The sequence below is a fragment of the Pseudomonas sp. NPDC089428 genome (genome assembly GCF_044749325.1).
Taxonomy (GTDB): domain Bacteria; phylum Pseudomonadota; class Gammaproteobacteria; order Pseudomonadales; family Pseudomonadaceae; genus Aquipseudomonas.
Window position 1 is genome coordinate 84104 of record NZ_JBIVHT010000014.1, and the last position, 11995, is coordinate 96098.

The 11995-nt window shown below is 64.7% G+C and carries 9 protein-coding genes and 1 pseudogene; 6 read left to right on the top strand and 4 right to left on the bottom strand.

What is annotated here, in order from left to right:
• Nucleotides 1–64 precede the first annotated feature (64 nt).
• Nucleotides 65–199, top strand: a pseudogene (locus ACIPZ5_RS21970) (transcriptional regulator GlcC); the annotation flags it as partial.
• A 122-nt stretch (nt 200–321) separates the two neighbouring features.
• On the opposite strand, the gene ACIPZ5_RS21975 reads toward ACIPZ5_RS21970, so the two are convergent.
• The 3 genes from ACIPZ5_RS21975 to ACIPZ5_RS21985 form a co-directional block, all read right to left on the bottom strand.
• Nucleotides 322–639 (bottom strand): DUF2388 domain-containing protein, encoded by a 318-nt coding sequence (locus ACIPZ5_RS21975; protein ID WP_313712935.1) that lies wholly within the window; start codon nt 637–639, stop codon nt 322–324.
• A 107-nt stretch (nt 640–746) separates the two neighbouring features.
• Nucleotides 747–1334, bottom strand: a complete 588-nt coding sequence (locus tag ACIPZ5_RS21980) for a hypothetical protein (protein WP_400810623.1) — start codon at nt 1332–1334, stop codon at nt 747–749.
• A 114-nt stretch (nt 1335–1448) separates the two neighbouring features.
• The gene (locus ACIPZ5_RS21985; RefSeq protein WP_027918556.1) at nt 1449–2357 is read right to left on the bottom strand and encodes a LysR family transcriptional regulator; all 909 of its coding nucleotides are present in this window, start codon (nt 2355–2357) and stop codon (nt 1449–1451) included.
• Nucleotides 2358–2706: 349 nt separating this feature from the next.
• Here ACIPZ5_RS21985 and katG point away from each other — a divergent pair, with 349 nt between their 5' ends.
• The 3 genes from katG to ACIPZ5_RS22000 all read left to right on the top strand — a co-directional run bounded on the left by katG (nt 2707) and on the right by ACIPZ5_RS22000 (nt 7931).
• Nucleotides 2707–4962 (top strand): catalase/peroxidase HPI, encoded by a 2256-nt coding sequence (katG, locus tag ACIPZ5_RS21990; protein ID WP_400810625.1) that lies wholly within the window; start codon nt 2707–2709, stop codon nt 4960–4962.
• Nucleotides 4963–5204: 242 nt separating this feature from the next.
• Nucleotides 5205–6416: a M24 family metallopeptidase gene (locus ACIPZ5_RS21995; protein ID WP_400810627.1), complete on the top strand. Its 1212-nt coding sequence runs from the start codon at nt 5205–5207 to the stop codon at nt 6414–6416.
• A gap of 180 nt (nt 6417–6596) precedes the next feature.
• Complete coding sequence (locus ACIPZ5_RS22000; protein WP_400810629.1) at nt 6597–7931, top strand: MFS transporter; 1335 nt, start codon at nt 6597–6599, stop codon at nt 7929–7931.
• Nucleotides 7932–7944: 13 nt separating this feature from the next.
• On the opposite strand, the gene ACIPZ5_RS22005 is transcribed toward ACIPZ5_RS22000, so the two are convergent.
• Nucleotides 7945–8940, bottom strand: a complete 996-nt coding sequence (locus ACIPZ5_RS22005) for a GlxA family transcriptional regulator (RefSeq protein WP_400810631.1) — start codon at nt 8938–8940, stop codon at nt 7945–7947.
• 158 nt (nt 8941–9098) lie between these two features.
• Between ACIPZ5_RS22005 and pssA the strand changes: the two genes are divergently transcribed.
• Complete coding sequence (gene pssA / locus ACIPZ5_RS22010) at nt 9099–10427, top strand: CDP-diacylglycerol--serine O-phosphatidyltransferase (protein ID WP_400810633.1); 1329 nt, start codon at nt 9099–9101, stop codon at nt 10425–10427.
• 307 nt (nt 10428–10734) lie between these two features.
• Nucleotides 10735–11901: a GGDEF domain-containing protein gene (locus ACIPZ5_RS22015; RefSeq protein ID WP_400810635.1), complete on the top strand. Its 1167-nt coding sequence runs from the start codon at nt 10735–10737 to the stop codon at nt 11899–11901.
• The last annotated feature ends 94 nt before the right edge of the window (nt 11902–11995 follow it).

Genomic DNA, 11995 nt, shown 5'->3' on the forward strand with positions numbered 1-11995 from the left:
GTCTTCCTTGTTGTGGTGAACCTTCTAGGGTAGTTCCTGAAATCGGCACCGCGACCAATTGGGCAGGATACGGTTGCCCGAGCAGGCGCAGCGGGCGGCGCGCGAGCATATCAACGGGATTTGCGACAGCTTGCGTGAGATCGAGCAAGAGGAGCAGCGCTTGGTCAGGGCGACCATGCGCATGGATGGTTGGGGCTGAGCCTTACCTGTACCGGCCCTTTCGCGGCTAAAGCCGCTCCCACAGGTGCTGCACTATGTTTGAAACTGTGCAGTACCTGTGGGAGCGGCTTTAGCCGCGAAGAGGCCGCTACAGGCGCCACATCAATGCTGGGCGATCGGGTCATCCTGGGAGAGGATTGCCCTAGCCAGCTCTTCGTCACTGGCCTGCAGGCCGGGATGCTCCTTGCGAGCCTGTTCCAGCGCCGACTCCACGTAGGCGCCGCGTATGGCACCGCCACTGGCAACGAATGCAGACAGCTCGTCACGGGCGGGGATGATCCGTTTGTCGTCTTTGAAGGTCGAATACAGCGAAGCGGAAACACCGGCCGAGGTGGCGACGTCGCCCGCATCGACGCGGGCCAGGGCAGCACCGGCAGGCAGCAGGAGCAGCAGCGCAGGGGCGAGGAGTAGGTGGCGCATGTCGTGTTCTCCAGTAACGTGAAGCACAGGGAAATAAACCACTCACTGTTTAAGAGGACAGGCGATTGGCAAGAGTTCCCTGGTTTCTGCCGAAGCGCCGTGGCGCCTTACACCTTGCTGCCCAGCAAGCGCTGCAGCGAAGCGTCGAAATCGCGCAGGGCATCGGCCTTGGCGGCCTGTTCATCTTCCAGCATCCGCGCCACATTGCTGACATCCTTGCGCGCACGGCCTTCGGCACGGCCGATGTAGCTCAGCTGGCTGTCGAAGAAGCGCGCCACCACCCGGCTCTCGACGTCCGCCGTGGCCAGGCGGCTTTCGCTGTCCAGCAGCACGATCACGTCCGGATGGTCGGCGAGCAGGCTGTCCAGGTCTTCATAGAAGGTCACCTCGGCGAACTGCTGGGCCAGCGAACGCGCCAGCCAGTCGTAGGCCTGGCTGCCACCGCGCAGGGTCGCCACCGGAATGCTGCGCGGCGTGGTTTTCGCCGCCGCTGCGCCGCGGTGCTGCTGCAGGTAGCTGAGGGTGCTGTCGGCATTGCGCCCGAGCAGCACGGCCACGTGTTGCCCTGGGGCCAGCGCGACGCTGGAAATGGCGGTGGCCGAGTAGAAGTGCCCGTAGGGCTGGGCAGCCTGCTGGCCAGCCGGCGCGGCACAACCGCCAAGGGCAGCGAACAGGGCGAGCAGGGCAGCGAGCATGCCGGTTTTCATGGGTAGAAGCCTCATCGATCAGTGAATGCCGCCATCTTCCGCCCGCAGCGGTTGCGGCGGAACTTGATGGCATTCATGGTGGCTATCGATGAGGTCGATGAATCAGCTCGGGCGGGCCATGTACTGCAGGATGCGCTCGCGCAGCCAGCGTTCGGCCGGGTCGTTGTCGTGGGCGCCGCTCCAGACCATCGACAGCTCGGCCTCGGTGATCTCGAACGGCGCCGGGTCGGCGCGCAGGCTGCCATCGTCGGCCAGGGCACAGGCGGCGTAGTCCGGCACGGTGGCGATCAGTTCGGTGTTGCGCAGCAGGGCACGCAGGCTGCCGAACTGCGGTACGGCCAGCACCACCTTGCGGCAGCGGCCGATGCGGGCGAGGTCCAGGTCGATGTTGCCGCTCATGTCGCCGGAGAACGACACCATCACATGGGGCCGGGCGCAATACTCGTCGAGGGTCAGCGGGCCCGGGCGGTCGTCGGCGCGCAGCACACGCACGCCGATATCGCGCAACTTTCGGCGTTTGGCGGTGGCCGGCAGGTCAGTGGTGTAGCTCACGCCCACGGATATCTCGCCACTGGCCAGCAGGCCCGGCATCAGCAGGAAGTTGGCGCGGCGCACCACCACGCTGATGTCGGGCGCTTCTTCGCGCAAGGCCTGCAGCAGGGCGGGGAACAGGCCGAACTCGGCATCGTCCGACAGGCCCAGGCGGAACTGGTTGCAACTGTTGGCCGGGTCGAAGTCGCGGGCGCGGCTGATGGCCGACGAAATCACATCCATGGCCGGGCCCAGCTCGGCGAAGATCTGCATGGCCCGCGGAGTCGGCTCCATGGCCCGGCCGCTGCGGATCAGCAGCGGGTCGTCGAACAGTTCGCGCAGGCGGGCGAGGGCGGCGCTGACGGTGGACTGGGTGATGAACAGCTTTTCGCCGACGCGGGTCAGGTTGCGTTCGATCATCAGGGCTTCGAACAGCACCAGCAGGTTCATGTCGACACGGCGCAGGTCGTTGCGGTTCATGGGGCTTGGCTCACCGGGGCTAGAGGGGTTGGCGGTGTATTGAAGCACGGCGGCGGCCGTTGCGCCTTGTATGGATGTGCCGGGGCTATCGGCCTGCAAGAGCCACTCTATTAGACCTCTGCCCAAGCTCGACTAGTCTTTCCCCTGGCCCTGCGAAATCCGCGTGCGGGCGGCGTCTCAGCACTTGGATGCAAGACCGCGCTGCACAAGGCGTGAGAGCTTCGCAAGCCCCGTGTCGGCACGTGACCGACCAGACCTGATGAGGGGTAGGCATGAGCCCATGTGCTCGGCTGAAAGAACACCTGGCATAGACCGGAAATCTGGATAACCGACCCAAAGGTAACAGCAGATGTCGAACGAATCGAAATGCCCGTTCCATCAAACCGCAGGTGGCGGCACCACCAACCGAGACTGGTGGCCTGACCAGCTCAACCTCAGGATCCTCCATCAACACTCGTCCAAGTCCAGCCCTGACCCGGACTTCGACTATGCCAAGGCGTTCAAGAGCCTCGACTTCCAGGCCCTGAAAAAAGACCTGACCGCCTTGATGACCGACTCCCAGGACTGGTGGCCAGCCGACTTCGGCCACTATGGCCCGCTGTTCATCCGCATGGCCTGGCACAGCGCCGGCACCTACCGCATTGGTGATGGCCGTGGCGGTGCCGGCTCTGGCCAGCAGCGTTTCGCGCCGCTCAACAGCTGGCCGGACAACGTCAGCCTGGACAAGGCCCGGCGCCTGCTGTGGCCGATCAAGCAGAAGTATGGCAACAAGATCTCCTGGGCTGACCTGATCGTGCTTACCGGCAACGTTGCCCTGGAGTCCATGGGCTTCAAGACCTTCGGTTTCTCCGGCGGCCGCGCCGATGTATGGGAACCGGACGAAGACGTCTACTGGGGCTCGGAAAAGGTCTGGCTGGGTGGTGATACCCGCTACGGCAAGGACCAGGTCAAGGCCCAGCCGCCCGGCCAAGGAGACCTGGTGGCGGAACCTGCCAAGCATGGTGAAGAGCAGAACCGTAACCTGTCGGCCGAACGCAACCTGGAAAACCCCCTGGCTGCCGTGCAGATGGGCCTGATCTACGTCAACCCGGAAGGCCCGGAAGGCAACCCGGACCCCGTGGCATCGGGCCGGGATATTCGCGAAACCTTCGGCCGCATGGCCATGAACGATGAAGAAACCGTGGCGCTGATCGCCGGCGGCCACGCCTTCGGCAAGACCCACGGCGCCGGCCCGGCCGACAATGTCGGCCCTGAGCCTGAAGCGGCAGGCCTGGAGCTGCAGGGCCTGGGCTGGGCCAACAAGTTCGGCAGCGGCAAGGGTGGCGACACCATCACCAGCGGCCTGGAAGTGATCTGGACCTCGACCCCGACGAAATGGAGCAACGAGTACCTCAACAACCTGTTCAACTTCGAGTGGGAGCTGACCAAGAGCCCCGCCGGTGCCCATCAATGGCGGCCGAAGGACGGCAAGGGCGCGGGCACCGTGCCGGATGCACACGATCCGGCCAAGAAGCATGCCCCGTCGATGCTGACTTCCGACCTGGCCCTGCGTTTCGACCCGATCTACGAACCGATCGCCCGGCGCTTCAAGGACAACCCGGACCAACTGGCCGACGCTTTCGCCCGCGCCTGGTACAAGCTGATCCATCGTGACATGGGCCCGCTGGCACGCTACCTGGGCCCGGAAATGCCCAACGAAGAGCTGCTGTGGCAAGACCCGCTGCCGAAAGTCGACCACCCGCTGGTGGGCGAGCAGGACATCGCCGGGCTCAAGGCCAAGATTCTCGCAAGCGGGCTGAGCGTCGCCGAACTGGTGGCCACCGCCTGGGCAGCTGCCTCGACCTTCCGTGGCTCGGACAAGCGCGGTGGGGCCAACGGTGGCCGCCTGCGCCTGGCGCCGCAGAAGGACTGGGCGGCGAACCAGGGCACCGGCAAGGTGCTGGCAGCCTTGGAGAAGATTCAGGGCGAGTTCAACGCCGGTGGCAAGAAGGTCTCCCTGGCCGACCTGATCGTCCTCGCAGGCTCCGCGGCAGTGGAAAAGGCCGCCAAGGATGCCGGGCACAACGTCAGCGTGGGCTTCCGCCCGGGCCGCGTCGATGCTTCCCAGGCGCAGACTGACGTCGAGTCGTTCGCCGTGCTCGAGCCGCTGGCCGACGGCTTCCGCAACTTCAGCAAGGCCCGTTACAGCGTCAAGGCCGAGAAGCTGTTGCTGGACAAGGCGCAACTGCTGACCCTCACCGCGCCGGAGCTGACCGTGCTGATCGGCGGCCTGCGTGTGCTCGGCGCCAACCATGGCGGCAGCAAGCAGGGCGTGTTCACCGACAAGCCTGGCACCCTGAGCAACGACTTCTTCCGCAACCTGCTGGACATGGGCGTGGAGTGGAAGCCGACTTCGGCGGACAACGAAAGCTTCGAGGGCCGCGACCGCAAGACCGGGCAAGTGAAGTGGACCGGCAGCCGGGTCGACCTGGTGTTCGGCTCGCATGCGCAGCTGCGGGCGCTGAGCGAGGTGTATGGCAGCAGCGATGGCAATGACAAGTTCGTCAAGGACTTCGTGGCGGCCTGGGAAAAAGTGATGGAGCTCGATCGCTTCGACCTGAAGTAAGGCGGGGGCGCTCTGCGCCCCTTTCCGACCGGTCCGGCGCCCCGGCAAGGCCACTCCTACAGGAGACCGCGATTTCCTGTAGGAGCGGCCTTGTGCCGCGTATGGGCTGCAAGGCAGCCCCCATTGGTAATCCCGCCAATTCCAGGTCGGATAGATACAAAAGCGTCCTCGTCGGTTCTGTTGCAATGCTTTCCAGGCGGCCGGCCTGAACAGCGTGCTCACAACGACAAGGAACACCGACCATGCAAATGCCCCAGACCCTGAAAATCCGCAATGGCGACAAGGTCAAGCCGACCTTCTCCGCACAGGAGTACGCCGCCCGTCATGCCCGCCTGCGGGCCTACATGGCCGAGCAGGATATCGAAGCGGCCATCTTCACCTCGTACCACAACGTCAACTACTACAGCGACTTCCTCTACTGCTCGTTCGGTCGTCCCTACGCGCTGGTGGTCACCCACGACAAGGTGGTGTCGATCAGCGCCAATATCGACGGCGGCCAGCCCTGGCGGCGCACGGTGGGTACCGACAACATCGTCTACACCGACTGGCAGCGCGACAACTACTTCGTCGCCATCCAGCAGGCCCTGCCGCTGGCCTCGCGCATCGGCGTCGAATACGACCACCTCAACCTGCAGAACCATGCCAAGCTCGCTGCCTGCTACCCCAAGGCCGAGCTGCTGGACATCGGTGCACCGTGCATGCGCATGCGCATGATCAAGTCGGCCGAGGAGCAGGCGCTGATTCGCCATGGGGCACGGGTTGCCGATATCGGCGGGGCGGCGGTGGTCGAGGCGCTGCGCGACCAGGTGCCGGAATATGAAGTGGCGCTGCATGCCACCCAGGCGATGGTCCGTGAGATTGCCAGAAGCTTCCCCGACAGCGAGCTGATGGACACCTGGACCTGGTTCCAGTCCGGGCTCAACACCGACGGCGCGCATAACCCGGTCACCAGCCGCAAGGTCAACAAGGGCGACATCCTCAGCCTCAACTGCTTCCCGATGATCGCCGGCTACTACACCGCGCTGGAGCGCACCTTGTTCCTCGACCATTGCCCGGACGATCACCTGCGCCTGTGGCAGGCCAACGTCGAAGTGCATGAAGCGGGTCTCAAGCTGGTGCGCCCGGGCATGCGATGCTGCGACATCGCCCACGAACTGAACGAGATCTTCCTGCGTCACGATTTGCTGCAGTACCGCACGTTTGGTTATGGCCACTCGTTCGGCACGCTGAGCCACTACTACGGCCGGGAAGCAGGGCTGGAGCTGCGCGAAGACATCGACACGGTCCTGGAGCCGGGCATGGTGGTGTCGATCGAGCCGATGATCATGCTGCCCGAGGGGCGGCCTGGGGCGGGAGGCTACCGCGAACATGACATCCTGATCGTCAATGAGCACGGTGCCGAGAACATCACCCGATTCCCGTACGGCCCGGAGCACAACATCATTCGCAAATAAGCACCGGCGTCGCCTGCTTCGCGGCTGAAGCCGCTCCCACAGAGGTACCTCTGCCCTGAAGGCCAGTGAAACACCTGTGGGAGCGGCTTTAGCGGCGAAGAGGCCGATCCGGGCAACACAAAAACAACTGTATGACCATCAGACCCTGCCGCCAATTAGAAGAATCAGAGGGTACCCGTCATGTCCAGCACCACCTTCAACGCTCCCTCCCTCGACGGCACCGCGCCAGACGCCGAACGCCAGGCCCTACGCAAGGCCGCGCGTGCCAGTTTCATGGGCAATTTCGTCGAATGGTTCGACTACGCCGCCTACGGCTACCTCGCCACCATCATTGCAGCTACCTTCTTCCCACAGGCAGACAAGACCAGCGGCCTGCTGGCGACCTTTGCTGTATTTGCCCTGTCATTTCTGGTCCGCCCGCTGGGTGGTGTGGTCTGGGGCCACTTCGGTGACCGCCACGGGCGGCGCAACGCCCTGTCGTGGTCGATCCTGATCATGTCGTTGTCGACATTTTGCATCGGGCTGCTTCCGGGTTATGCGCAGATCGGCTTGTGGGCGCCCGGCCTGCTGCTGCTGATCCGCCTGGTGCAGGGCTTTTCGGCCTCGGGGGAATACGCCGGTGCCGCAGCATTTCTTGCCGAGTACGCCCCGCCAGGCCGGCGCGGGCTGTACACCAGCATCGTGCCGGCCAGCACCGCTGCGGGGCTGCTGTTCGGTGCGGCATTCGTCGCGGTGCTGCATGAACTGTTGAGCAGCGAAGATCTGCACAGCTGGGGCTGGCGCCTGCCATTTCTGCTGGCGGCACCGTTCGGCCTGGTGGGCCGGTACATCCGCATGAGCCTGCAGGACACGCCGAAGTTCCTGGAAATGGAGCAGCGCCTGGAACGCAAGGCCTGCATGACCCCTGCACCGATCCGTGAGCTGCTGGCCCACCACCGCCGCAGCCTGGCCATCGGCCTCGGGGTCACCTGCCTCAATGCGGTGGCGTTCTACCTGTTGCTTAGTTACATGCCGACCTACCTGTCCAGCGAGATGGGCATGAGCGAGCGTGATTCGTTCATCGCCTCGACGGCGTCACTGGCCACTTACATCGGCCTGATCTTCCTGATGGGGCGGCTGTCCGACCAGTTCGGTCGCAAGGCCATGCTGGTGGTGGCGTCGTTACTCTTTCTCGGCCTGACCGTGCCGCTGTTCAAGCTGCTCGATGGCCAGCCACTGCTGGTGATCCTGGCGATCCAGATCTTCTTCGGCGCGATGCTGGCCATGAACGACGGCACCTTGCCGTGCCTGCTCGCCGAAATCTTCCCGACCTCGGTGCGCTTCAGTGGCTTTGCGCTGAGCTTCAACCTGGCCAATGCGCTGTTTGGCGGTACAGCCCCCTTCATCGCCACGTGGCTGATCCAGGCCACGGGCAGCAAGCTGGCGCCGGCCGGTTACCTGCTGGCGGCGGCGCTGGTGGCCTTGCTGGCGATGTTGATGTGCCGGGAGACCGCGCATTCAGCCCTGCAGGATTGAGGCGAGCAAGCGCTCAATGCAATGAAGCCTGGCGCCGCTCGCCCAGCGGCGACAGGCCAAAGAAGCGGCTGTAGCTCTTGGAAAAGTGTGCTGGTGAGCTGAAGCCGCAAGCCAGTGCCACCTCGCGTACCTGCACATCGCTGCGCAGCAGCAGGTCCCGGGCCCGTGACAGGCGCAACTCCAGGTAATACTGGCTGGGGGTGCGCTGCAGGTATTTATGGAACAAGCGCTCCAGCTGGCGCACGGTCACTTCATTGAGGCTGGCCAGCTCCTCCAACCCCAGCGGCTCCTCCAGGTTTGCCTCCATGATCGCCACCACCTGGCTCAGCTTGGGCTGGGCACTGCCAAGCAAGGTGCGCAATGGCACACGCTGGCGCTCGCGCTCACCGCGCATACGGTCACACAGCAACAGTTCGGCGGCCTTGGCGGCGATGTCCTGGCCGCCGGCCTGGCGGGCGACCAGTTGCAGCATCATGTCCATGGCCGCCACGCCACCGGAACAGGTGAAACGGTCGCGGTCCAGCTCGAACAGCTGGCTGGAGATTACAATGTCGGGGAAGTGTTCCTGCAGGGTCTGCAGGTCTTCCCAGTGAATGGTGCAGCGGTAGCCGTCAAGCAGCTCGGCCTTGGCCAGCAGGTAGCTGCCGGTGCAGATCCCGCCCAGTGGCAGGCGCTGGCGGGCCAGTTGGCGCAGCCAGTCGATCAGGGGGCGGGTGCCGCCACGGCTGCGGTCGATCGGGTTGGCGCCGACCACGAACAGGGCGTCCAGCGCCGGGGCGTCTTCGATACTGTGGTCGGGCAGCACGCGCATGCCATTGCTGGCCACCACCGGCTCCGGGCTGGCGGCAATCAGCACGGTACGGTACAAGGGTTGGCGCGCTGCCAGGTTGGCCATGCGCAGGGTTTCCACCGCCGATGCCAGGCCAATGGTGGTGAAATTGGGCAGCACCAGAAAACCGAAGGTTTTGGTTGGGTAAGGCGTTACGCTGATGGAAGCGGGGTGGACCATTGCGATCTTCCTGTGCAAGCTGAGGCTTAGTTCGTCAGGGGCAGTGGGAAAACAGGCCTCGCGTGTTTCTTGTTGTTATGGGTCGTTGCCGGGTTGATCTTACACCCCGGGCGCAACGGCCAGGAATGGACCTGATTGCAGAGAGAAGGTGATCGTACGTGAACCCCGAATCCATGCTGGCGGCACTGCCAGGTTTCGCCATCGCGCCTGAGGCGATCCAGGTGTTGCCCGATGCCGCGGCCTACCGCACCTGCCTGCTCGAGCGCATCGCCACGGCGACCCGGCGTATCGTCATCGTTGCCTTGTACCTGCAGGAAGACGAGGCCGGCCAGGAGGTGCTCGATGCGCTGTACCAGGCCAAGGCCGAGCGGCCGGGCCTGGAGATCGTCATCGTGGTCGACTGGTTCCGTGCCCGCCGTGGCCTGCTGGGGGCCGGGCGCCAGCCGGGCAATGCGGCCTGGTACCAGGCCCAGCGCCAGCTACGCGGGCTCGACGTGGTGATCCATGGCGTGCCGGTGCAGACCCGCGAGCTGTTCGGCGTGCTGCACCTGAAGGGCAGCGTGATCGACGATTGCGTGATCTATACCGGTGCCAGCCTGAACAACGTCTACCTGCACCGGTTCGACCGATACCGGCTGGACCGTTACCACCTGTTCCAGTCGCCGGCATTGGCCGACGCCATGGTCGACCTGGTCCGGCGCCTGTTGCACCACACCGCCACGCCGCGCCTGGACCTGCCGGCGCCACCCGCTACCCGCACGCTGCGCGGCGATATCCGGCGCCTGCGCGCGCGCCTGCGGCGCATGGCTTATGACGCACCGGCCGCCATGGCGGGGCAGGGGCTGCGCGTGATCCCGCTGCTGGGTGTCGGCCGTGGCAACCCGCTCAACCGCACGTTGTGCGCGCTGCTGGCGGCGGCACACACGCAGATCATCATCAGCACGCCGTATTTCAACCCGCCACGGGTGGTGATGCGCGAGATCGACCATGCCCTGGACCGGGGAGTGCGCATCGAGCTGATCGTTGGCCACCGCACCGCCAACGATTTCTACATCGCTCCGGGCGAGCCGTTCAGCGCCAGCGGTGCCTTGCCGTACCTGTACGAAGACAACCTGCGCGCCTTTGCCCGGCGCCGCCAGGCAGCCATTGCCAGTGGCCAGTTGCAGATACGGATCTGGAACGATCCGGGCCATACCTTCCACGCCAAGGGAGTGTGGGTCGACCAGCGCTATTCGCTGCTGACCGGCAACAACCTCAACCCGCGCGGGTTCAACCTGGACCTGGAAAACGGCCTGCTGATCGACGACCCACACGGGCAGTGGCTGGTGCCGCGAGCGGTGGAGCTGGAGGCCATTCGCCGGCACGCGCCGCAGATCGGTACGGCGAGCGAGCTGGGCGAGAAGGCCGAGCACCCCAAGGAGGTACGCAGGTTCCTGCGGCGCCTGCGCTATAGCCGGCTGGAGCCTTTGATCAAGCGGGTGCTTTGAGCTCGACTGCACGGGGCTCTTCGTGGATCCACTTCCATACCCGTGCACTCGGCACAACTAACGGGCCTGTTGCGCTGGCTGCAGGCGCCGCACCTTGCAGTGATGCGGCGTTGACTGCGCGCGTACGGGCTATCATCAAGCTGGGCAACGTCAGCGGTAGGAGAGTGGTGGGAAGACTATGGACCGTGTCGCGCCTGGCACGGTTACATTCATTTGAATGCAGCGTGACGGTTCGCCCCTCTGAAAAGTTATCTCAAGCGCATACAATCTGCCCTTTTCCACGTTAACCAGATAGGCCAATCCGTATATGGCGCTTGATCCACCCACGATGCTGACGATCACCATCGCCCTGGCCGCTGCGGCTGCACTGTACCTGGCGATCGAGTGGCGCAGTGTCCGCGAACCTTCGCTGCTGTTCTGGAGCGCCGGTTTCGCCACCATCACGGTCGGTTCGACCCTGGCCCTGCTGCGCGGGATCGGCCTGCTGCTGATCGGCATCTGGTTCGCCAACGGCTTGCTGGTGGTCGCCCATGCGTTCTTTCTGCTGGGTGTAGTGCGTTTTACCCAGGCCCGATTGTCGCGGGCGTGGCTGCTGATTGTGCTGGTGTGGTTCGGCTTGTTGCTGCTGCCGGTGGGGCCGCAGTGGTCGAAAGTGATGCTGATGGTCAACTCGCTGCTGGTGGCGTTACTCACGCTCAAGGCCAGCTTCCTGCTGCGCCCGCATGGCAAGTCGCTGAGCGTGGGGGCGGTGCAGCTGCGTTACGTGCTGCTCATCCATGGGCTGTTCTATGTGGCCAAGGCGATCGTGGCGGTGACACCGGGCACGCTGATCGACCTGGCGACCTTTGGTGGCCTGATCATCCAGATTTCCCTGGTCGAAGGGGCGATGGCGATCATGCTGATCGCGCTGTCGATGACCGGTACCGTGCGTTATCGCCGTGAAGAGCGCATCGCCCGGCTGGCCGCCCGCGACCCGCTGACGGCACTGTACAACCGGCGGGCCCTGGAAGTCCGCGCCACGCATTTGTTCAAGGCAGTCAGCCCGGCGCAGCCTGGGGCGTTGCTGTTGATCGATATCGACAACTTCAAGCTGGTCAACGACCTGCACGGCCATGCGGCGGGTGACCGCCTGCTGGTTGCCTTGAGCGAGATGATTCGTGCGGTGCTGCCGGAGCGCTCGTTGGCCGCGCGGCTGGGCGGCGATGAGTTCGTGATCCTGCTCAGCGATGCCAGCAGCGAGAAGGTGGTGGAGCTGGGCAGCCAGCTGCGCGACCAGTTCCAGCGGTTTGCCAGGGAGGCGATGCCGACCCCGCAGGCGGTGACCTTGAGTATCGGTGCCAACCTGTTCGACCAGCCGCCGGCCAGCCTGGCGGCGTTGATCGAGCAAGGGGATGTGGCGTTGTACCAGTCCAAGCGTGGCGGGCGTGACAGCATTCGCCTGGTGGACCGCACTGTGGCGAGTCCCGTCAGATAGATGGCTGCGGCCCATTCGCGGGCAAGCCCGCTCCCACAGGGTTATCACCGGTTTTCAGGCCTGTGATAACCCTGTGGGAGCGGGCTTGCCCGCG

Excerpts from the sequence above, each read along its gene's own strand:
- ACIPZ5_RS21975 (WP_313712935.1), bottom strand. The coding sequence starts at position 639 with ATGCGCCACCTACTCCTCGCCCCTGCGCTGCTGCTCCTGCTGCCTGCC.
- ACIPZ5_RS21980 (WP_400810623.1), bottom strand. The coding sequence starts at position 1,334 with ATGCTCGCTGCCCTGCTCGCCCTGTTCGCTGCCCTTGGCGGTTGTGCC.
- ACIPZ5_RS21985 (WP_027918556.1), bottom strand. The coding sequence starts at position 2,357 with ATGAACCGCAACGACCTGCGCCGTGTCGACATGAACCTGCTGGTGCTG.
- katG (WP_400810625.1), top strand. The coding sequence starts at position 2,707 with ATGTCGAACGAATCGAAATGCCCGTTCCATCAAACCGCAGGTGGCGGC.
- ACIPZ5_RS21995 (WP_400810627.1), top strand. The coding sequence starts at position 5,205 with ATGCAAATGCCCCAGACCCTGAAAATCCGCAATGGCGACAAGGTCAAG.
- ACIPZ5_RS22000 (WP_400810629.1), top strand. The coding sequence starts at position 6,597 with ATGTCCAGCACCACCTTCAACGCTCCCTCCCTCGACGGCACCGCGCCA.
- ACIPZ5_RS22005 (WP_400810631.1), bottom strand. The coding sequence starts at position 8,940 with ATGGTCCACCCCGCTTCCATCAGCGTAACGCCTTACCCAACCAAAACC.
- ACIPZ5_RS22015 (WP_400810635.1), top strand. The coding sequence starts at position 10,735 with ATGGCGCTTGATCCACCCACGATGCTGACGATCACCATCGCCCTGGCC.